Origin of the sequence: Microcoleus sp. S13C4 (assembly GCF_036700865.1) — a bacterium.
Taxonomy (GTDB): Bacteria; Cyanobacteriota; Cyanobacteriia; order Cyanobacteriales; family Microcoleaceae; genus Microcoleus.
The window spans coordinates 18,121-39,209 of the sequence record NZ_JAUBPS010000015.1 but is presented as its reverse complement, the minus strand read 5'-3'; the positions used below and the strand labels follow the sequence as shown (position 1 = coordinate 39,209).

General features: G+C 44.8%; 24 protein-coding genes. 15 read left to right on the top strand and 9 right to left on the bottom strand.

The genetic code is table 11. From position 1 onward, the window contains the following. Nucleotides 1–3: 3 nt before the first annotated feature. A complete protein-coding gene (locus QT996_RS08970; RefSeq protein WP_333045964.1) occupies nucleotides 4–570 on the bottom strand; it encodes a hypothetical protein in 567 nt (188 codons plus the stop codon). Between the two features lie 122 nt (nucleotides 571–692). Here QT996_RS08970 and QT996_RS08965 point away from each other — a divergent pair, with 122 nt between their 5' ends. From QT996_RS08965 to QT996_RS08955, 3 genes are all read left to right on the top strand, one after another. After that, nucleotides 693–1,706 carry a hypothetical protein gene (locus QT996_RS08965; RefSeq protein ID WP_333045963.1) on the top strand — a complete coding sequence of 338 codons (1,014 nt, stop codon included), beginning with the start codon at nucleotides 693–695 and terminating at the stop codon, nucleotides 1,704–1,706. Between the two features lie 329 nt (nucleotides 1,707–2,035). Beyond that, nucleotides 2,036–3,136, top strand: coding sequence for a glycosyl transferase (locus QT996_RS08960; RefSeq protein ID WP_333045962.1), 1,101 nt, complete (start codon nucleotides 2,036–2,038; stop codon nucleotides 3,134–3,136). Between the two features lie 96 nt (nucleotides 3,137–3,232). Next, nucleotides 3,233–3,649, top strand: coding sequence for a secondary thiamine-phosphate synthase enzyme YjbQ (locus QT996_RS08955; protein WP_333045960.1), 417 nt, complete (start codon nucleotides 3,233–3,235; stop codon nucleotides 3,647–3,649). Here the strand turns inward: QT996_RS08955 and QT996_RS08950 are convergent. Next, nucleotides 3,636–4,151 (bottom strand): heme-binding protein, encoded by a 516-nt coding sequence (locus QT996_RS08950; protein WP_333045959.1) that lies wholly within the window; start codon nucleotides 4,149–4,151, stop codon nucleotides 3,636–3,638. The genes QT996_RS08955 and QT996_RS08950 overlap by 14 nt on opposite strands. 420 nt (nucleotides 4,152–4,571) lie before the next feature. On the opposite strand from QT996_RS08950, the gene QT996_RS08945 reads away from it, so the two are divergent. Continuing rightward, nucleotides 4,572–5,774 carry an EAL domain-containing response regulator gene (locus QT996_RS08945; protein WP_333045958.1) on the top strand — a complete coding sequence of 401 codons (1,203 nt, stop codon included), beginning with the start codon at nucleotides 4,572–4,574 and terminating at the stop codon, nucleotides 5,772–5,774. Between the two features lie 53 nt (nucleotides 5,775–5,827). Continuing rightward, nucleotides 5,828–6,673: a prohibitin family protein gene (locus tag QT996_RS08940; RefSeq protein WP_333045956.1), complete on the top strand. Its 846-nt coding sequence runs from the start codon at nucleotides 5,828–5,830 to the stop codon at nucleotides 6,671–6,673. A 266-nt stretch (nucleotides 6,674–6,939) separates the two neighbouring features. On the opposite strand, the gene QT996_RS08935 is transcribed toward QT996_RS08940, so the two are convergent. Continuing rightward, nucleotides 6,940–7,872 (bottom strand): LysR family transcriptional regulator, encoded by a 933-nt coding sequence (locus tag QT996_RS08935; protein ID WP_333045954.1) that lies wholly within the window; start codon nucleotides 7,870–7,872, stop codon nucleotides 6,940–6,942. 391 nt (nucleotides 7,873–8,263) lie between these two features. On the opposite strand from QT996_RS08935, the gene QT996_RS08930 reads away from it, so the two are divergent. The 9 genes from QT996_RS08930 (at nucleotide 8,264) to QT996_RS08890 (ending at nucleotide 15,688) form a co-directional block, all read left to right on the top strand. Then, entirely contained in the window at nucleotides 8,264–9,769 is a 1,506-nt protein-coding gene (locus QT996_RS08930; protein WP_333045952.1) for an APC family permease, read from the top strand. A 263-nt stretch (nucleotides 9,770–10,032) separates the two neighbouring features. After that, nucleotides 10,033–10,737 (top strand): cadmium resistance transporter, encoded by a 705-nt coding sequence (locus QT996_RS08925; protein WP_333045950.1) that lies wholly within the window; start codon nucleotides 10,033–10,035, stop codon nucleotides 10,735–10,737. Between the two features lie 21 nt (nucleotides 10,738–10,758). Continuing rightward, nucleotides 10,759–11,463, top strand: coding sequence for a cadmium resistance transporter (locus QT996_RS08920; protein ID WP_333045948.1), 705 nt, complete (start codon nucleotides 10,759–10,761; stop codon nucleotides 11,461–11,463). Nucleotides 11,464–11,960: 497 nt separating this feature from the next. Beyond that, nucleotides 11,961–12,626: a hypothetical protein gene (locus QT996_RS08915; RefSeq protein ID WP_333045946.1), complete on the top strand. Its 666-nt coding sequence runs from the start codon at nucleotides 11,961–11,963 to the stop codon at nucleotides 12,624–12,626. Between the two features lie 148 nt (nucleotides 12,627–12,774). Further along, nucleotides 12,775–13,197, top strand: coding sequence for a DUF202 domain-containing protein (locus QT996_RS08910; protein ID WP_333045945.1), 423 nt, complete (start codon nucleotides 12,775–12,777; stop codon nucleotides 13,195–13,197). 39 nt (nucleotides 13,198–13,236) lie between these two features. Then, nucleotides 13,237–13,659 (top strand): DUF202 domain-containing protein, encoded by a 423-nt coding sequence (locus QT996_RS08905; protein WP_333045943.1) that lies wholly within the window; start codon nucleotides 13,237–13,239, stop codon nucleotides 13,657–13,659. A 19-nt stretch (nucleotides 13,660–13,678) separates the two neighbouring features. After that, entirely contained in the window at nucleotides 13,679–13,915 is a 237-nt protein-coding gene (locus QT996_RS08900; RefSeq protein WP_333045941.1) for a hypothetical protein, read from the top strand. Between the two features lie 170 nt (nucleotides 13,916–14,085). Continuing rightward, entirely contained in the window at nucleotides 14,086–14,589 is a 504-nt protein-coding gene (locus QT996_RS08895) for a hypothetical protein (RefSeq protein ID WP_333045939.1), read from the top strand. Between the two features lie 304 nt (nucleotides 14,590–14,893). Further along, nucleotides 14,894–15,688 (top strand): sulfite exporter TauE/SafE family protein, encoded by a 795-nt coding sequence (locus tag QT996_RS08890; RefSeq protein ID WP_333045938.1) that lies wholly within the window; start codon nucleotides 14,894–14,896, stop codon nucleotides 15,686–15,688. A 265-nt stretch (nucleotides 15,689–15,953) separates the two neighbouring features. Here the strand turns inward: QT996_RS08890 and cysK are convergent, their stop codons facing one another. Together cysK and QT996_RS08880 are read right to left on the bottom strand one after the other, a co-directional pair. Further along, nucleotides 15,954–16,934: a cysteine synthase A gene (gene cysK, locus QT996_RS08885; RefSeq protein WP_333045936.1), complete on the bottom strand. Its 981-nt coding sequence runs from the start codon at nucleotides 16,932–16,934 to the stop codon at nucleotides 15,954–15,956. Between the two features lie 18 nt (nucleotides 16,935–16,952). After that, complete coding sequence (locus tag QT996_RS08880) at nucleotides 16,953–17,390, bottom strand: Rrf2 family transcriptional regulator (protein ID WP_333045935.1); 438 nt, start codon at nucleotides 17,388–17,390, stop codon at nucleotides 16,953–16,955. 110 nt (nucleotides 17,391–17,500) lie between these two features. Between QT996_RS08880 and QT996_RS08875 the strand changes: the two genes are divergently transcribed. Beyond that, entirely contained in the window at nucleotides 17,501–17,734 is a 234-nt protein-coding gene (locus QT996_RS08875) for a hypothetical protein (RefSeq protein WP_333045934.1), read from the top strand. 220 nt (nucleotides 17,735–17,954) lie between these two features. Here the strand turns inward: QT996_RS08875 and QT996_RS08870 are convergent, their stop codons facing one another. The 4 genes from QT996_RS08870 to cysE form a co-directional block, all read right to left on the bottom strand. After that, a complete protein-coding gene (locus tag QT996_RS08870; protein WP_333045933.1) occupies nucleotides 17,955–18,935 on the bottom strand; it encodes a sulfate ABC transporter substrate-binding protein in 981 nt (326 codons plus the stop codon). Nucleotides 18,936–19,371: 436 nt separating this feature from the next. Next, nucleotides 19,372–19,497, bottom strand: a complete 126-nt coding sequence (locus QT996_RS08865) for a hypothetical protein (RefSeq protein ID WP_333045931.1) — start codon at nucleotides 19,495–19,497, stop codon at nucleotides 19,372–19,374. 137 nt (nucleotides 19,498–19,634) lie between these two features. Then, entirely contained in the window at nucleotides 19,635–20,219 is a 585-nt protein-coding gene (locus QT996_RS08860) for a Crp/Fnr family transcriptional regulator (protein WP_333045929.1), read from the bottom strand. Between the two features lie 86 nt (nucleotides 20,220–20,305). Next, nucleotides 20,306–21,037, bottom strand: coding sequence for a serine O-acetyltransferase (cysE, locus tag QT996_RS08855; protein WP_445304557.1), 732 nt, complete (start codon nucleotides 21,035–21,037; stop codon nucleotides 20,306–20,308). Nucleotides 21,038–21,089: the final 52 nt, after the last annotated feature.

The following is a 21,089-nucleotide window of genomic DNA, read 5'->3' as shown; positions in this document are numbered from 1 at the left end:
GAATTAAAGCCATCGTGAAAGCAACTGTTCCATTACTTTCACAAAGCCGATCGCAATTTGGATCAACGGCCAACCCACAAAACAAATTAACACTGCCCAGCGAGTTTGAATATCCAAACCTTGGCGAACGGCCACAATTACAGCTAGCAAACTCCACACAGCTAATATCCGCTCTATTCCTTGTCCCAGCAAAGGAATTAACGTTAAAAAATTCAGCACTTGTGGGGCGTAGGCAAAGCCGATCGGAACCAGCAACTCCCTATAAGTTACGTGCCCCGGCTTCAGCCACTCCCCGATTTTAAAGATAGTGAAAGTCCAAAAATAATAACCCCCTGCGACTGCCAAACCCTCTATCCAAAGTGCTAAAAATAACACTGATAGCTCAGTTCGATTGATTAACAAAATGACGGCGCTGCCCAACACGCGGGACAGCGCTGCTAAAATTACAATTGTTAAAGCTATTCGCTTAGTTCTGCCAGTGTAGGGAGTTTTTTCGTAAAAATTGCCGTTCAAAGAAAGTGCGTTCCAAAGCGTTGCCCCCAAACCTGCAATTGAATCTTCTCCCTTCACGTTGAACTCCTGCTCCTCAAGATAGTTGACAACTTTTACAAAATAAGCTCTAATACAGCAGAATCACCGAAATATTTCTAGGTAATTAGGTAATTAATTGGCATTCTACCAGATTTTATTAAATGCTAAGATTGATTTTACGGATACTTGCATGGCTGCGCGGGGGAAGTTTAAATTTGTTGCTCATCGCAGGTGTAATCCTGATAATTTGGGGCATTCTTTCGCCGGTGGGTACTGTTATATGGTGGCTGAATCAAAGTGCCGAAACTTTGGGTTTCAAGAAAAATCCGCCGGAGATATTGCCCTCTAACAAGGGCAACCTAGAAGCGCGCAAGTCTTCGCAGCTCAATTGTTATATCATCTTTTTACCGGGAGTTGGCGATTTTTCGGGGGATGAATTAACCCCTGGCGAAGAGTTTTTTCTCAAGCGTTTAGTTAAAAGTCACCCGCAGTGCGTAGCAGTGGGCGATGTTTTTCCTTATTCAGCGTCTAACAAAAGTTTAGGAGGAGAGCGGTGGCTAGCTCCTTTTTGGCGATTTGCAGAACAGGCCAAAAGCGGGCCGATTGCGGGGGATATATTCATCAAAATTCGCAATCTCTGGAGGTTTGCAATTTCTCTAGATTATCGCTACGGCTTTGCATACAATCAGGGAATTGCTAATGCAATTATCGATCGCATGAATGCTCAATCTCCCATTTCAGTTAATCCTCAAAAACCTTTGAAAGTTATTTTAATTGGCACTAGCGGCGGCGCACAAGTTGCTTTGGGTGCTACTCGTTATCTTAAAGAATGGCTGAAGGGAGAAATTACGGTTGTTTCGGTTGGGGGCGTGTTTTCCGGAGAAAAGGGTTTTGCAGAGGCCGATCGCATTTTCCACTTTCGCGGCACTCGCGATTCAATTGAGGATATTGGCGGCATAGTTTTTCCGAGTCGCTGGTACTGGTACGCGACTTCTCCTTTCAATCAAGCTCGTTTGCAAGGCCGCTATGCAGAAGCTTTGAGCGGCCCTCACAAGCACGACGGCGATGATGGATATTTTGGGGAAAATCGGGCGGCGGACGGTAAAAAGTATGTAGATATAACCCTGGACAAGATTAATCAATTGCCTGTTTGGTCTAAGGGCGCGCGGGATTGATGAGTTCTTGCATATTCGATGCTTGTACAATTCTAATTTAGTTAGAAGGAAAAAATGAGTTTTAATTTATTCATAAAGAGAGGAGTGGCGTTCATCATTAAAAACTAACTTTATTAGAGTCAACAATAAAACTCTTCGGGGCAGTTGCTTAGACCAAGGTTAGGAATATACAATTTAAATACATAACCGCTTAGTCATTACTCATTAGTTATTAATTGTGTCATTGTTGGTTTTGCATCGCTTGAAGCTTGGCATTGTTGCCTTCCAGTCTCTACCTCCAATTCCCGATGCCCGATGCCCAATTCCCAATTCCCAATTCCCTATTATCAATGTCTAGACCAACATTATATATTGCCATCACGAATCACGGATTCGGCCACGCTGTCCGAGTCTCCTCCGTAGCGGCCAAAATTCAAGAATTAAATCCAGATATTTTACTAATTATCACAACAACAGCACCTCGCTGGCTGCTAGAATGTTACATTGGTGGCGACTTTATCCACCGTCCCCGCGCTTTTGATGTGGGTGTCGTGCAAGCTGACAGTTTGAATATGGATAAAGACGCGACGCTGGAAAAATTGCGGGAAATTCGGAAAAAGCAAAATTCCCTAATTGCCAGCGAAGTTAATTTTATCAAGCAAAATCGGGTGGGTTTGGTGCTGGCAGATATTCCTCCTTTGGCAACGCGAATGGCGACATCGGCTGGGGTTCCTTGCTGGATGATGAGCAATTTTGGGTGGGATTTTATCTATCGCGAGTGGGGCGGGGAATTTGTAGAAATGGCAGATTGGATTGGGGAATGTTTCGGAATGTGCGATCGCCTTTTTCGTCTTCCTTTACACGAACCGATGCCAGCTTTCCCAAATATTCAAGATGTTGGCTTAACTGGCGGCAACCCTCGCTACAGTAACGATAAAGTTCGGGAAGTATTCGGCATCGAAACACCGCTGGAAAAAACGGTATTGCTGACTTTTGGGGGATTGGGTTTAGACGAAATTCCTTATCAAAATTTAGAGCAATTTAGCGACTGGCAATTTATTACTTTTGATGCGGGAGCTCCCGATTTGCCGAATTTGATTTATGTCAAAAATCAGGAGTTTGCACAATCTTTCCCGATTTTACCGCGTCCGGTTGATATTATTCCTGTCTGCGGGCGCTTAGTTTCTAAACCGGGATACAGCACTTTTGCGGAAGCTTTGCGCTTGGAAATACCTATTGTTTCTATAATGAGAGAAGGTTTCGCGGAATCTGGGGTGTTGCTGGAAGGGATTCAAAATTATGCGGAACATCAAATCTTGACAGAAACGGAGTTTTTTGAGGGGGATTGGGAGTTTTTGCGAAAACCGCTGCATCCGCCCCGTTTGTCGGGTAAATTGGATAAAAATGGTACGGAGGCGATCGCCCAAGCTGTTGTAGACTACTTTTCATAAGTGCGATTAGAAATCGAGCTTACACAAACAAAGTCTACCTCCGGCGACAGAAGACTTTTGCATCAGTTTCATCCAAAATCTAAAATCTAAAATCGAATGAATCACTATCAACAGATACTCAAGATTCAAACTACAGGGAAATCTTTGGGCAAAATCACTCCTAAGATAGAAGAGGTGGTGGCGAATTCAGGTATAAAAACGGGACTTTGTAGTTTATTTTTGCGCCATACTTCTGCTAGTTTGGTGATTCAAGAAAATGCTGACCCGGATGTACTTAAGGATTTGGCTAACTTTTTAGCTAAACTGGTACCGGAGGGCGATCGCTACATTCACGATGCGGAAGGCCCAGACGATATGCCGGCACACATTCGCACTGCGCTGACTCATACTTCTGAACAAATCCCGATCGATCGAGGCAGGTTGCTGTTAGGAACTTGGCAGGGAATTTACCTGTGGGAACACCGCCAGCGGGGTCACATTCGCGAATTAGTTGTTCACGTCAGCGGCACTTGATCGGAATTTGTACCTCGCTGATTTTAGTTGCTTCCGGCGTCATCGGGGAGTTGTAAAAAAAGCGGCGCGGCGGGCCCACTATTTCGTATTCAGGATGTTCTTGAAGCCAATCTTTGAGTTTCTGGAGGTTATTTTCGTAGCTTTCCCAACTGTAGGCCCCACCCACGCCGATGCTGACAACCATCATCGGAGAAGTATCTGTGACTTCTACAGCGGAGTTAACGCTGCTGGGGGCGATATTTGGTTCGGGATAGAGGAACGAAACTTCTGCTTGGGGAACTCCATCGATTTCCCCGGAAGTTGCAGTGTAGCGCGCTTCTACTGGCGTTGTCATCGCAATTTGGTTGTTGCTGATGTGTTGAAATAAGGGATTGAACGCGATGCCAGTTGCTTGTCGCAAATCGCCAGCGTGGGTGTAGGTGACAGCGCGGTACTGAGGATATTGCTTAACTTCTATGACCCCAATCTGTGCGGGTTCAGGGAATCCAGTAGGTAATACCATTTGAGATTTAAAAGTTTAGATTTTACATTAAAGAATGGGGAAGACTGACTCCGCAAGGGTTTGGAACTTGCTTGCAGTTGCATGGTTTTTGGCAACTGGTATAAATAAGCTGAGATTGTTTGCAGACAATCGTTCAGGTGGCACAATTAGTTTAGCAGTTATTTAAGGCGGTGCTAACTGTCGATCGCCTAGAATGAGTTTAGAGATTATTAATTAACCTCGTAATAATACGGACGGCACTGAGTAAGCAGAGAAACATTAATGTAGTTGTGCTTGAAAAATTAGCGTTTTTCAGGCGTTTGCTATTTGTCTCGGAAAATATTCGGCTGTTGGGCCGATCGAGCTGTGCGTTCTCAGTTATTGCCGCGCTTCTAGCGTTCAGTAACGCCTGTCAATTATACTGCTTTCAGGGAATGATGTATGAAAAAGATTCTAGTGATTGAGGACGATCAAGTAATTCGGGAGAATATTCTCAAACTCCTCAAAGCTGAAGGTTTCGACGTGACGGGTGCAGAAAATGGAGCGCAAGGTTTAAATGCGGCGGTGTCAAATGTTCCCGACGTGATTATTTGCGACGTGATGATGCCAGAACTTGACGGGTATGGGGTGCTGATGGCCTTGCGATCGAATCCTGTTACTGCTACAGTACCTTTTGTTTTTCTGACCGGTAAAGCCGATCGCTCTGAAATGCGGCAAGGTATGGAATTGGGAGCCGATGATTACCTGACTAAACCTTTTAGTAAAGCTGAACTTGTGGGCGCGATATCGAGCCGCTTGAAAAAACAAGAAGCTGTCGCCGAACAGTACCATACTTTGCGCTCGCAAAGCAGCGAATTTATCCAAGATACGGCCCATAAATTACAGCAAATAAAAACAAATTTGTGCCACGCATTGGAACGAGAAGAATTCCAAGTTTACTATCAGCCGCAAGTCAATGTCCACACAGGTAAAATTATAAGTGCAGAAGCTTTAGTGCGCTGGCTGCATCCACAAAAAGGGCTGATTTCGCCCGCAGAATTTATTCCGGTGGCCGAAGAAACTGGCTTCATTGTACCGTTAGGCGAGTGGGTTTTGCAGACAGCTTGCAAGCAAATGCAAGTTTGGCAAAATGCTGGTTTTTCGCTCCGAATAGCTGTGAATCTGTCGCCACGCCAATTTCACCAACCGGATCTCAGCAGCAGAGTTGCCCAAATTTTAGCAGAAACTGGTTTGGAACCGAACAGTTTGGAATTAGAGCTGACAGAAAGTTTGATGGTGGAGGATGCCGAAAGTGCGATCGCAACTTTGCAACACTTGAAAAATTTGGGAGTTTGTATATCTCTTGACGATTTCGGCACTGGGTATTCTTCTTTAAGCTATCTAACGCAATACCCATTCGATACTTTAAAAATAGACCGCTGTTTTATCAGCAACATCACCGATGGTTGCACCAATGCAGCGATTGTGAAAGCTATTATTGAAATGGCGCACAGTCTCTGTCTTGAGGTAATTGCCGAAGGAGTTGAGACGGAAGCAGAAAAAGATTTTCTCTGGCGCTACGAGTGCGATACAATGCAAGGATATTTGTTCAGTCCTCCTTTGACAGCAGCGGATTTTGAACACTTGTTGATCGAAGGCAAATAGAAGATTTGTTAAGTCAATATTTGTCCTCTAATTAAGTTCGTTCGGGGTGGAACATGGTTTTAGAATCCAGCAGTAACGTTGACTCAATTAAATCAACCAATAAAAAAAATAAGGAATTTTACCTAGCTGTTCAACTAGCTATAGTGATAGTGTTTCTCGCTATTTTGTCCAAATTTTTTATCATAGTCAACGCTGGAGAACGGGGCGTCCTGATGCAATTTGGTAAAGTTCAAGAACAGGTACTCGGAGAAGGAATTCACGCAATATTCCCCACTGTTTATACTGTAAAAAAGTTGAGCGTCAGGGTACAAAAACAGGAAAGTTCCGCTGAAGCTTCCTCAAAAGATTTGCAAGATGTTTTTACAGATGTAGCGCTCAACTGGCATATTATCCCAGAACAAGCAAATGCTATTTTTCAACAAATAGGTGACGAAAAAGAAGTCGTTGCTCGCATTATAGATCCGGCGGTTGAAGAAGTATTAAAAGCAGTTATGGCAAAATACACGGCTGAAGAAATTATTACTAAACGGGGAGAAGTTAAAGCCGCAGTTGATGATTCTTTGACCTTGAGGCTGGTTACGTATCACATTGCCGTTGACGATATTTCTTTAGTACACGTTCACTTTTCGGAGCGGTTTAGCGAGGCAGTGGAGGCGAAACAAATTGCCGAACAGGAGGCAAAAAGAGGGGAGTTTTTAGCGCTGAAGGCAGTAAAACAGGCCGAGGCTAATGTGAATTTAGCCAAGGGAGAAGCCGAAGTGCAAAGGTTGCTGCGGGACAATTTGACTCCGGAACTTTTGGAAAGGCAGGCTATAGAAAAATGGGATGGGAAATTGCCGCTGATTGTTGGTGATGGGGGTAAAAATTTATTGGATTTGAGGAAATTGGTTGAGAGATAATTATAATCCAATACGGTTCAGATAAGACCGATCCCCCCTAGCCCCCCTTAAAAAGGGGGGGACAAGAAGTTGCTCAAAGTCCCCCTTGTTAAGGGGGATGCGAGGGGGATCTCCGGGGAATTAACAGTGTTAACTGAACCGTATTGAATTATAATCCGGGACGCACGGGTGGGCAGAAACCGGGTTTTTTAGGAAAATACACGGCGTTTAGCTTTTGATGTCGGTAAAAAACCCGGTTTCTTGAGTATTGGTGCGTAAGTCCTGAATTACCAATTACCCGCACCTTGACTTAATATCTCTTCAAAAGCTTTAGTAATTCTAGTTTGAAAACGCTGTCGGTGCTTCAGTTTCAAAACTGGTTTAATTATTTCAAGACATACATTAGAATTTAGTTGGCTATCTATAACTTTAATCGATCGCAGTGTAGATAGCTGCAACTCTTTTTTTACCATCAATTCAGGAATAGCCGCTGCACCTGTGCCGCTTTCCACCACTGCTTTTACCATTTCACTACTGTTCAAAACTAAAGTTACATTCAATTCATGGGGATTAATGCCCCAACTTTGCAAAGCTTGTTCCAACATTTGCTGAACTCCTGAACCAGCTTCTCGCATCACCCAATCAGTTTTCGCAATTTCCGTTAAACTCACCTCTGCACGTTCAAACCAAGGGTGAGATTTGCCAACTACAATCAGTAAGCGTTCGCTGCCTATAACTTCTTCCTCTAAAGTGTTCTTAAGTGAAGCTTTAATATCTCCCGTTACTAAACCCAAATCAAATGTTCCCGTCGCCGTACCCGCACAAATTTCTTCGGCATTTGCCAAAGTACAATTCACGGAAATACCAGGATATTGTTGTTTGAACTTGCTAATTTTATCAGGCAACCAATAATTGCCAATGGTCAGACTGCAACCCAATTTTAAATCGCCTCGCTGTAAGTCGTTCAACTCCCGCAAACCTCTCTCAGTCAAAGCAACTTGGTCGAGAATTTTCTGCGTTTCAACTTGCAGCAACTTCCCGGCTTCCGTGATTTCGATGTGGCGGCCAATGCGGTGAAATAGTTTTACTCCATATTGCGCCTCTAAGCTTTGGATTGCCGCACTAACAGCGGGTTGAGTAATGTAAAGTTCCTCGGCCGCGCGGCTGAAGTGCAGGTGTTCCGCGACAGCTAGAAAAACTCGCAGTTGGTCAAGTGTCATTCCGGCCATGCTGAATACCCTTTTACTAAATATAGTGATTTTTTGACATTAAAATCTCTGGTGGCTAAGCTTTGACCTGAACTTTTCGATCGAGTCTCTGGTACAGGTTGGAATTACCCAAAAAGCACGGTTGGCAGCCGCTATTTAAAGTTTCCTTTTAACGTCAAGGGTTTGAGCTGGTGGCGACAGATAGGTTTGGTACTCCAACAGTTCTTTTGTGGCGGCACTGCATCACTTGTATTTATTAATTCGATAAAAAACAACATTTGATTCTACCTCACAAGGGGATTACAGTTATATTCAAGCTTCAAAAGCAGGGCCCAATGCTGAAGCAGCACCGACAAGTTTAAGCCGATCGCCAAAAGTCGATCGACAAAAAGAGAGAAGATAAATGACCAAGAAAACGCCAAAAAATCAGAGTGCACACGGCTTAAAGCCGGACTGCCTCTCCTTCGGGGAGGTTTTAGCTCAATCCTTTGCCGTCATTGCACCTACAACTATACCCGCATCTAATATAGGGTTAATTGTCGCTCTTTCGGGTAACGGGGCTTGGCTGAGCTTTCTCATCGGCTTGATCGGCCTAGTATTTGTCAGTATCAATATCAACCAATTTGCGAGTCGATCGGCTTCTGCAGGTTCTCTTTATTCTTATATTGTTAAAGGACTTGGCCCGACTGCCGGCGTAATTTGCGGCTGGAGTTTGGTACTCGCTTATCTATTTACTGCGATGGCCGTTTTGTGTGGTTTTGCCAATTTTACGGGTATTTTCATCGGTCATTTAGGCATCCATCCGTCACCGATTACCCTGTTATCGATCGGGGCTGGCGTTGCTTGGTATGCAGGTTATAAAGATATCCAGCTTTCAGCTATGGCGATGCTGTGGTTGGAGGGAGCATCAGTGGCGGCGATCGCACTTTTAGGAATGATCGTCTGGGCGCACAAAGGTTTTGCCTTAGATATGTCCCAACTGACTTTGGAAGGCGTAACTCCGGGGAACATAGCGACGGGACTTGTCTTAGTAATGTTTGGTTTCTCTGGTTTTGAAAGTGCTACATCTCTGGGCGACGAAGCGAAAAAACCCTTAAAAAATATCCCCAGGGCTGTCATGGGTAGTGCTGTCATGGCAGGCTTATTCTTCATTTTGATGACCTATATTGAGGTTTTGGGTTTTAGCGGTACGGGAGTTTCTATTACTAATACTGAAGAACCTCTTAGTTTTCTGGCGCAACAAGTGGGCATGGGTTGGCTGGGAGAGTTAGTGGCTTGCGGCGCTTTATTTAGCTTTTTTGCTTGCGTGCTCGGCAGCATCAATCCAGCGGCGAGAGTGTTTTTTATGATGGCGCGCCACGGTTTGTTTCACTCTTCATTAGGTGTAGCGCATTCATCTAATAAAACTCCCCACGTTGCAGTAACGATGTGTACATTTCTGACATTCTTGGTGCCGGCTGTGATGTCTATGTTTAACATCAAACTGTTCGATTGTATGGGTTATTTGGGGGCAATTTGCAGCTACGGATTTTTAACCGTGTACGTCTTAATTTCGATCGCAGCCCCGGTTTACCTGCACAAAATTGGTAAGTTGCGTGTGCGAGATGTCGCGTTTTCGGCTGTGGCGATCGCATTTATGATGATTCCGATTGCGGGCAGCGTGGGCATTCCCGGCAGCACTATGTTCCCACCTCCCGAAGCTCCTTACGATGCCTTTCCTTACTTGTTCTTGATGTACTTGGTGGCTACTTGCGGATGGTTTTTCTGGCAACGGCTGCGTTCTCCTGGACTGGCGGGATCGATGCAGCAGGGTATTGACGCAATTCATGCCAAGTTCGAGGAAGAAAATGCAATTTATGGTGGTGTTCGATTGAAAGCAGTATCGATCGACAATCAAGGCTTTGATTAGTAGTTGTAGGGCCGGCCACACCCCGCCATTGGTGTCAACAAACAGGTTAAACGATAAGTATACCGTCTGACGATGAGCAACCTCGATCCCCCCTAGCCCCCCTTAAAAAGGGGGGAACCGGAAGCACTCTTAAAGTCCCCCTTTTTAAGGGGGATTTAGGGGGATCGAGACTCGGCTACCATCCAGAGTTAGACACGGTTTTAGTCTTAAGTAGACACTAATGCAATGATCACCAAAATATTTGTAACTAAGGAGACACAGAAATGAATGAATTACTAACAGCAATTTCTACGGCAATGACGGCTTTTACGGCTACGAATCTAGACGACATTCTGATTCTGCTGCTGTTTTTCTCGCAGGTGAATGCAGTATTTCGGCACAGGCATATCGTCTTCGGTCAGTATCTGGGTTTTACTGCACTGGTTTTTGTTAGCCTTCCCGGCTTTTTTGGCGGCTTGATCTTTCCGCCAGATTGGATTGGAATGCTGGGTTTTCTGCCAATTGCGATCGGGCTTAGCCGCTTGCTGAATCCAGAAACTGACGATTCGGAAGTTGAAGCAGAATTAGAGCAATCTGAGAAATGTTTTTTTAGCAGTTTTCTGTCTCCTCAAACTTACAGCGTAGCAGCGGTGACGGTGGCAAATGGGGGCGACAATATCGGGATATATGTGCCAATTTTTGCTAGCAATACTTTAGAAAGTTTGGCGGTGGTTCTCACTGTATTCTTCGGGATGGTGGGCGTTTGGTGCTACGCTGCTTATCGGTTAATTCAGATGCGGGCGATCGCGGATACTTTGACTCGCTACGGCAATCAGCTTGTGCCTTTTGTTTTGATCGGATTGGGAATGGCGATTCTGGCTAAAAGTGGCACTCTGGCAAGCCCAACTTTAAGTATAATATCTTTAGTTGGTTGCTGTTTCTGTTTGATAACTATGAGCAGAAGTAACGCCAGCGAAACAGAAGTTTAGAAACAATTGTAGGGACAGCACATGAATTGGATTGCAGCAGCGATTATTGCCGGGATTACATCTTTTGCCGCAACCAATATAGACGATATGGTGCTTTCGATGCTGTTCTTCGCCCAAGTCAATGATACTTTCCGCCCCCGGCATATCTTTGTCGGTAAGTACCTCGGATTTGCTGCACTCATCGCTGCTAGTTTGCCCGGTTTTTTTGGCGGTTTAATTGTGCCGCAAGCTTGGATTGGCTTGCTGGGTTTGGTTCCGATTGCGATCGGCATCAGTCACTTAGTCAAGAGAGATAATGAGGAAAATGACGTACAAGCCGTATCGGGCGAATTTAAGGGTCAATCTACCTCATCTCCTGTGTCAAAGTTAGCAAATCTTTTCAATCCCCAAACTTTGAATGTGGCTGCGGTAACAGTGGCCAACGGGGGTGACAATATAGGCATTTATTTGCCGCTGTTTGCTAGCAGCGATTTGCCGAGCTTGGTGGTGATTTTGGCGGTTTTCTCGGTGATGGTAGGTGTTTGGTCTTATGTCGCTTACCGATTAACTCGCCAAAGGGCGATCGCCCATATTTTGACTCGCTATACCAAGGCTGTTGTCCCTTTCGTTTTGATTGGCTTGGGAATATTCATCCTGATTGACAGCGGTAGTTATCGGCTGCTCCCGCCATTTCCCTCTAATTTAAAATTAGCCACACTTCTGCTACTTCCATCCCTCTATAGGTAGATAATTTGCCATTATTCATAAGTCCTAACTCATCACTTTTACCTTAACAATTGTTTTCTGAAAAAGTTGTCTAAAGCGCTTGCAAGATATCAACAAATATGTTAAGTTAATAATGAAGTAATTGACCAAGCTAAAAGCAGCTTCAAACTAATTTAGCCTCTAGTTTTTACGAACCTTAAAACCATTTTTTGAGCGAGCAAATTGCCCGACTTAGGCAACAATGTACCTGTGGTCTGAATAAATTATGTAGTGGTGAATCAAACGGAGCTAAAAATTTCAGGATTAATCCCTAAAATATCGCCCGAACACTTCCCCACTACCCCAGGCCGATCGACTTTGACAATAGGTCTAATCCTAAAAAACCATATTTTTCGATTCGGTCAAATTTGGTTTCTCATGCAAACCAGTTAAAGAGAGTTCGTTTTTGCCTAAGTCCTAAAATAGCAAGCAAACAGAAAGTTGGAAAAAACCGGACAATCTCGAAAAGGAGAAAAATTGTGAAAATCTTCAAATTTGTTTTAGTGCTCTTGGTAATGGCCGCCAATTTAGTATTCGTTCCGCCCTCCTGGGCCGACGCTCCAAAAACGCCGAAATATGCGAGCAATCCCGACTACATAGAGGTGACTCAAGCTCTGAACACTCTCAAGACAGCGAAAGACGCACCCGATGTCGCCCAGAATTATACCGCTGAGGAACTCCAGAAAAAAATCTCTCAATTGGAGTTTCAAAAATACACTCTAGAAACGGGAAAACCTTGGGGTCAGTGCCGCAACGAGACCGGAAAAACCCTGGCTGTCTACGGCCCGAAACGCAAAAAAGCAGCTTCCTCTTCTTACGAGAATGCCCTTTATTTTCTAGCTGACGGCCAAACAACTGAACATAAATGGGATTGCGATGGAATTTATCTACCCAGCGATATCAAAGCAACCGATTTAAGAACGACCGATCAACCTTCAGAAGAATTGACTGGCGGTCTAGCTGTTAAGATAGTTGACGGAACTCAAGTTATAGCCAGAGCTAATCCCGATACGGGGGCTGTAGAATTCAACGTTCCTAGTGCTAAAGTTTTCCAGCCGGGGGATGCTAATTGGTTTGTTCCTGACGTGACTCAGGCGTACATAGATACGCAAGTTCCCAACGCACCTACTGAGGAAAATGATTAGGTTTGGTGAGGTTGTAATGCGATCGGCTGTGTAAAGCCCGTTGCAACACAAGAACCCGCCGGGGATCGCTCCCCCGGCGGATAATCGTCCCAGCGAAAATATATCGGTTTCCCTTCTTAATTTGGCGTTAAAATTAAAAGGTTTATCTATGCTATTAAATTGGAAATCCCCGAAAGTAAATACAGAAAAGATTAAGCGACCAAATCCGTCGCGGGTGCGGGATCACTTGGCAAACGAGCGCACTTATTTAGCATGGATGCGGACCGCAATATCGCTGATGGGCTTTGGCGTAGTTATCGTGCGCCTTCGCGCCTTCCATCCCCCTCTGCTGCCAACTCCCGGCAATGGTTGGAAGTTGGGTTTGCTTTTTTCAATAGTGGGTTTGCTGACGGTGCTCTTATCAACTAAGCACTACTTCGGTGTTCGCCACGATATTGATTACGATACTTATGAACCTACGGATCGCTGGGTAATTCTTTTCAGCCTCGCGATCGCCATCCTAGGGGCTGGGGTAATTTATTATATGTTCACCATTCCTTCTAGCTTAGAAGGTTTGATGGCACCAGAATAATGGCGCTGGTTTTATATTAATCTTAAAGAGTTCGATCGCGTGCAATTATCGTTCCAACCGATGCAAGTAGATGATGAGAAACCAAAGCAGCAAAATCTGTCGCGGGCGATCGATCGATCGGCAAATGAGCGAACCTTCTTAGCATGGATGCGGGCTGCGATCGCCCTCATGGGTTTTGGCGTCGTCATCATCCGACTTCGCGTCGTGCAAATACCCGTACATTACCGCCAGGCGATGGGGTGGAAGTTGGGTTTAATCTTCTCTCTAATAGGTTGGGCGACAGTCTTAATCTCAACTGTGCATTACTTCACCGTTCGCCACCACATTGACTGCGATACCTACAATCCCCCAGACGCCATGGTTTTATTTTTCAGTTTCGCTGTGGTCTTATTGGGAATTGGAGTAATTTATTCGATTTTGGCAGCCGGCCTGGGCCCAAGTAGTTTTGTAATACCCGATTGATTGTCAACAGGAGTTAACCATGAACAGCGATACAGTTGCCACGATCGCTTCCATTATCATCTTAGCTGCTGCTATCTGGGCAGCATTCGTAGTGCTGGAGACTGTCGCGAAAATAGTCCCTAAATTGCTGGGCGTCACAGTCGCGATCGGGCTTTTACTCGTTTACCTGCAATTTTACTGGGGCATCGATACAGCATATCTTTGGCAAACTGTCAAGCATTTGCCGGAAGCTTTCAATTTCTCGCTCGCAGCCTAAAATACCACTAGCCAGCATTCTCCACAACCTCTCCCGGAGCCATAGTTTTGTACCACAAACACAGTATATTTAGCCGAGTCCATAAAATACGGTAACTAGATTGACTTACTAGACATAAGTGATTTGTGCTGTTAAACTACGGTAAGTCGATCGAGTAATGAGCTATTAACGTGGAAAACGCTAAAAAAGTCATTGAAGAGTACCAGCTTGCAGGACAACTGACCCAACAGTTGCCACAAGCTAAGGGCTTGAAGGAAGTCTGGTTTAAAAAGATCAGAGGCGGCTTGCTTCTGGCAATTGGATATTTGCTATCACCGCTGTGTTGGTGGAACGACATATTTTTCAATCTGCCAATTGCCTACGCCTTTGGGTATATCTTTAGTTGGCTTTCCCCAGATTTACTGTTTCCTTGCACAATTGTCGGCTACTGGCTTTCCAATATTGCGGGAATTCTGTTGATGCAGCTAGGAACTTTAGATGTTTTCACAGACAAACCCAAGGAAAAAAACCTCAAAAAAGAGTTATTGACGGGTTTAGTTTCCTCAACCGCCTTCACTGTGGTCATTGTGGTATTGATTCATTTTAATGTTCTCGATACTCCCGATTTCTTTGCCGGCAAGCAGTCGGTTAACCTCAGCTCTACTTTACCTATGACGCTCGTCACTTCAAGGTAGAAGGCCGAATATAAACCCCATAAATGAATCCAGGGTTTTTCATCAGTTACACAGGTACATATAAGAAAATCAGGGAGCTTTTACACTACAATTTTTGTAGTTTGGTTGATTTGCATTTACTTACTTTTACCAAGATTTTTGTAGCTTAAGACGCGGTAAATCTCAAGCGTTGAAAAGCAAAATTCCTGGCAACGCATATTGAAATGCAAGCGATATTTAGCCTGTGTAGCTGTGTTGTTGTAGTCGCCAAAGTTATCTATTTGTTGGTTGGCAGCGCTTAAATACACAGTTTTTGGGCATAACCGTGAACTACTTATTACTATCGTTTCTCAGCTTTTTCGTGGGCATTATCGTTGGTTTGACCGGAGTGGGCGGAGCGTCGCTCATCACCCCAATGTTAATTTTTGTTTTCCAGGTTCCGGCATCAATTGCTATTAGTTCGGATGTCGTAGCTGCCACACTGATGAAAGTTGTTGGTGGCTTCAAACACTGGCAGCAAAAGACCCTCGACTTGCAAATAGTTAAGTGGCTGGCTTTGGGCAGCGTGCCCGGTTCGCTGACTGGCGTGTGGATTTTACACTGCATCAAATCCAGCGGAAGTCACGACTTAGACAGCATATTGCTGCGCTGTCTTGGAGTAGGGATCGCACTAATTGTCGCTTTATCGCTGACCCAATTAGTGGCCAAAACATTTTTCCCGAGTTTTAAATTGCCTTCGCCCGCTAAATGGGACTTAAATACTAATTATGGCCGTATTTGTACTGTGAGTGCGGCAGCAATTTTAGGCTGCATAGTGGGAATCACTAGCGTGTCTTCCGGTTCGATGTTTGCACTGTTGCTGATTGCTTTTTTCCGCCTGGATACTTCTAAATTGGTGGGTACAGATATTTCGCAGGCGGCAATTTTGTTGATGTTTACATCTCTAGGACACCTCAGCCTCGGAACAGTAGACTGGAGTTTAGTTTTGCCAATTTGGTTGGGTTCGGTGCCGGGAGTTTTGGTAGGTGCTAAATTCTGCCAAATTATGCCTCAACGCCCGCTTAAGTTTGTGATTTACGGAATGTTGGCGATGGCTAGTTGGAAGTTGTATCAAGTCTGAAAGCTAGGGAGAGTACCCAGCCCATTGGTATCAACAATCCCATAAAAACCTTTGTATATCTTGTTTATAGCCAAGTCTAGATCCCCCTAAATCCCCCTTAAGAAGGGGGACTTTGAGAAGAATCTTGTCCCCCCCTTATTAAGGGGGACTTTGAGAAGAATCTTGTCCCCCCCTTATTAAGGGGGGTTAGGGGGGATCTAGACTTCGATATAACAAGAAAGACGGTCGGTTTGACGTTAAGTTGTCACCAATGCCCTACTACTTATTAATAATTGCTGACTAATGATTCGAGTTCGCGGATCGTCGGCAATTCTAAATCTTTGAACAAGGCTGTACTGAGGTAACGTTCGCCATAAGAAGGCTGGACAAAAACTATCAATTTTCCAGCATTTTCGGGACGCTTGCCGACTTGAATTGCAGCACACAAAGCGGCGCCGGCAGAAATTCCTGACAACAATCCTTCTTCTCTGGCAAGCCGACGGCTGTAGGCGATCGCATCTGCGTCGCTAACTGCGATAACCTCATCAATTAACTCTGGTTTCAACACTTCTGGGATGAATCCTGCGCCAATCCCTTGAATTTTGTGAGCACCAGATTTTCCTCCAGAAAGCACAGGGCTGGTGGCGGGTTCAACTGCAATTACCCTAAAACTCGACTTTCGCGGTTTAATTACTTCAGCAACTCCCGTAATCGTACCGCCGGTGCCAACTCCAGCCACTAAAAAATCTACTTTACCTTCTGTATCTTCCCAAATTTCCTCGGCCGTTGTTTCCCGGTGAATTTTTGGATTAGCGGGGTTGCGAAACTGTTGCAGCATGAAAGCATTGGGGGTTTCTTCTACAATTTCTTCCGCACGGGCGATCGCGCTTAACATCCCTTCATGTCCGGGCGTTAATTCCAACCGAGCTCCGTAAGCTTTCAGCATCGATCGGCGTTCCGTACTCATCGTATCCGGCATCGTTAAAATCAGACTGTACCCTTTCGCCGCCGCGATCATTGCCAAAGCAATTCCAGTATTTCCTGAAGTCGGTTCAACTAAAATAGTTTTCCCAGGTTGAATTAACCCCGCATCTTCTGCCGCCTGAATCATGCTCGCCCCGATTCGATCTTTCACCGAAGCAGCCGGATTCATCCCTTCCAATTTGGCCACAATTTGAGCAACTACTCCTTCCGATTGGGGAATTTTGTTGAGCTGAACTAAAGGAGTTCTGCCAATTATTCCTGTAACATCTTTAGCAATTCTCATGGCTTAATTTCTCTCCCTTTAAATGTAGTACATGGGATGTGCTTGTTTGCGAACATCCCGCTGTTCGCACAAATCTTGTAATGTGTATTTGCCCAAAACAGCCCAAGATGCCTGTTGAGCTTCCTGCCAGATTTCTAGCACCGCAGTTTTTTCTATTGTTACAGATTCCGAAACTTTTTGGGTCGGGCCGCTGCCGTCGCCTTCGAGTGTCGAAAACACCTCTAGCAAAGTAATCTGCCAAGGCTCTTTCGCCAGCAAATAACCGCCTTTAGCACCCCGCAGACTCTGGACAATACTTGCACGCCGCAGCACGGCAAGAATTTGGTCTAAATAGCGTTCCGGTATCTCTTGAGAAGCAGTAAGTTCGCTTACTGTTAGGGGCGAATCCTTCGGGTGGTGGCTCGCCAGTTCCAAGAGCGCTAACAGGGCATATTGTACTCTAGAAGATAGTTCCACATTCCCCACTGGCGATCGAGTTTAAATTGTACATTATATCATAGTACACAATTCCGGTAGGTGTACAGGTGTTAGTATATTTTTATTACAAAAACGGTTGGAGAAATCCCGTGAGCAACGTAAATGTAGGTTTAAGCTGTCGGCATTGTCGGTATTACGAGCAGCACGGGCACAGGGGCGGAAACTGCCTGATGCTCGGCGTGGGGGTACAGGGTGGGTGGAAAGCTTGCTCCTTCTTGGTTCCGCCCTTTGTACCGTCTTGGGAATACCCAGAAGCGGGTAGAGCCCTAAAGTCTCAAATATTGCAGGGAGCGAGTATTTTAGAGGCCATACCGCCCCCTTAAAGTAACTGCTAAGTAGGTAGGCGGATATATCCTGTCTCATCGTTAAGTTTATTCATACTCGCCTACTTAGCAGCAGTCAACAAATGCGAGATATCGCATCTGTTGGCAGTGAGAAGAAAGAAATCAGGAGAAAGAAAAAAGCAAGGGCGACGATCGCACTTGCTTTTGAACTTATTGACGAGTCGATGAGAAAATTTAATTAACGCACATTCGATACAAATTATCTGTTGCCCAGACCATTCTGAATTTGATCGAAGATTGCACCGTCACCAAAGAACTTGCTTTGCGCCCCCTTCCAGCCACCCATATCAGTGACTGTAAACAGTTTACCAATTCTGGGAAACTGACTGTTAAATTGTCCGGCTACCGTGGAGTTAACAGGCCGAAAACCCACTTTAGCAAATTCTCGCTGAGCTTCCGGCGTGTAAAGATATTTCACAAAAGCTTCCGCCACCTTAGTAGTTCCGTGTTTGGCTGCGTATTTATCAACTACAGCCACGGGGTTGTCAATGGAAATATTCACTTGGGGGATGATGAAAGGTTCAGCTTCGCCCTTCTGTTTCGCCAACAAAACTTCATTTTCATAGTTGATCAGCACATCCCCTTGGTTTTGTTTGTAGAAGGTATCAGATGCTTCGCGGGCATCTTTGGGAAGCACTGGCACGTTTTTATAAACCTGGCTGACAAAGGTGCGGGCTGCTTGTTCGTTTCCTCCGTTTCGAGTTATCGAACCCCACAAAGCTAAGAAGTTCCAGCGCGCGACACCAGAGGTTTTGGGATTAGCAGTAATTACTTTGATACCGGGTTTGGCTAAATCGGCCCAGCCTTGTATTTTTTTGGGATTTCCGGCCCGCGCTACTAATGCTACGACTGATTTGCTCACAATCCCGCTATTTGGCACTTCTCGTTCCCAACCCTGTTTAATTAAACCGGCTTCTTGGATGCGATCGGTATCATAAGCTAAGGCTAAGTGTACGACATCGGCTTCCAAACCGCTAATCACAGCACGGGCTTGAGAACCTGAACCGCCGTAGCTTTGGCTGATAGTGACATTCTGGTTGTTTTCTCGTTTCCACTTCGCTACAAAGTCGGGAACAATCTTTTCGTAGGCGGATTTGGTAACAGAAAAGGAAACTAAGGTGAGTTCGACATCTTTTGGTTTTGGCTGGCTGATTGCAGGCTGAGGGATTAACCAGCTCAAGCCTAAACCTACTGCAAAAAAGAAAGTAACAACTTTAAACAGCGACGATTTCAGGAATTTTGCTGACTTCCGAGAAAAACCTGCCGAACCAGTCTTTTTTTGCGAGAACCAAAAAAATCTACTTTTTAGACGTTCATACCACATTAAGGAGAGTTCCTGTTGTTGTTTTAGTTTCAGGTGAATTGAGCGCAAAACTTAATGTAATGCGCTGGCAAGCAGTGCAAATGCAATCCAATTATATTTGCCACGAACATCTATAACATTTCGCTAGGGCAGTAATTTTTGCTAATGGCAACAGTGGCACTATTGAGAGACTTTTTTGCCCGCTGTTGGGCCTCACACTCAAGGAGCGATCGCAAACTCTCTCTACTTAATTTAACAGAATACACGATTAAATACTTAATGTCTATAGGTTAACCGTAGTTTTTTGTGGAGCTTAATTTTGGAGTCGCAGGATCGATCGCAGTTTAATTTCCGTAACACTACCCACTTCATCAGCAGCAATCCACAGCCCACCGTGCAAACTGATGGAAGCAATGCCACTAAAAAAAAGCGCCGACATTGCAGCCAAAAGCTAGCAGCGCTCCATAGCCCATCACCAATACCTCACAAACTCCATCCATATAATTTTTTGTGAAACATGAGACAATATCTGGAATTGAAAAGGTTAACAGTTAACTGTTAACGGTTAATTTCCTTTTATATTTCGTAGTGCCACACCTCGGAAGGTTGTAGAATAATCCGGTGGAGCGGCAGACGATCGATCAAGCCTTGCTGCTCAAAATTACCGAGGGTACGAGTGACAGTTACGCGACTTGTACCGATAATTTCTGCAATGTCCTGATGCGTTAAAATCATATCGATTAAATGTCCTTGCTCTACCTCAGAACCAAACCTCTTAGCCAGCCAGGTTAATAATTGATAGAGCATAAAATCAACTCTTTTGTAACCTCGCATTACCATAAATTCTTCAGCCTGCTGAATGTGATTGAGCAAAATATCTCTATTTAGCCAGCGATCGCCACATAGTAAAATTGCTTCGACTTTAGTGAGGCATTCAATTTGAAAAGGATCGCATTTCGATATCGGTTTGCCGATCGTATCACCAGGCCCCCACAATCCCAAGGTGATAATTGTGCCATCTTCAAGCCACGTTACAGTTCGCACTACTCCAGTTTCAATTCGCCACAGAGCATTGCTTCTGTTTGGCAAGTGCGAGCGACGAGAAAATATATGTCTGCTCGTTTCATCAAAAGTTTTAGTGGAAAGAGAAGCAATAGTCATAGCCAGTTACTGAATAAATCAAAGTTATTTCGTACATTGCGGCACGATAGTGTTGCGGGCAAAAATCTATATAAATTAAAGCTTTACTAGATTCCTGCGCCGTCTAAAAACTGTGTGATAAATAAATCCGAAGACAAGAATAATTCATGTTTTTCGACATCTGCTTGCTCTGAGTGAGTTGTTTTGAGCGGAGATAATTGAGATTTTAAAAAATCAACCTGCTCTTCTAAATCCTTAATTCTATCGAACAAAGCTCGAATCGCTTGAGCTTCCAAATCCGGTATGCCTTGAGAATTTTGAGCATCTTCTACCTGCTTTTTCCGAGAGATAATGCGGCCGGGAATTCCCACAACTGTGCAATCGCTAGGGACATCTCGCAGCACTACCGAACCCGCACCAATCCGAACATCATTGCCAATTTGAATATTGCCTAAAACCTTAGCACCGGCTCCTACCACTACATTTTCTCCCAGCGTGGGATGCCGTTTTCCTATTTCTTTACCCGTGCCGCCAATGGTCGCTCCTTGATAAATGACAGCATAATCTCCAACGATCGCAGTTTCGCCAATTACCACCCCCATGCCGTGGTCGATAAACACGCCCCTACCAATTTTCGCTCCGGGGTGGATCTCAATACCTGTTAAAAAGCGGCTCAGTTGGGAAATAAAACGCGGTACAAACGGGAGGCCAGCGGAATAAAGCCAGTGTGCTATCCGGTGCAAAAAAAGTGCTTGCAGTCCGGGATAGCAAAATAATACTTCCAGCCAGTTGCGCGCCGCCGGGTCACGTTCGTAAATAATTTGCAAGTCACTGAACATATTTAGCCTCGCCGTGTTTGGGTTATACAGTATCGGCAGTGCCAACGGTTTA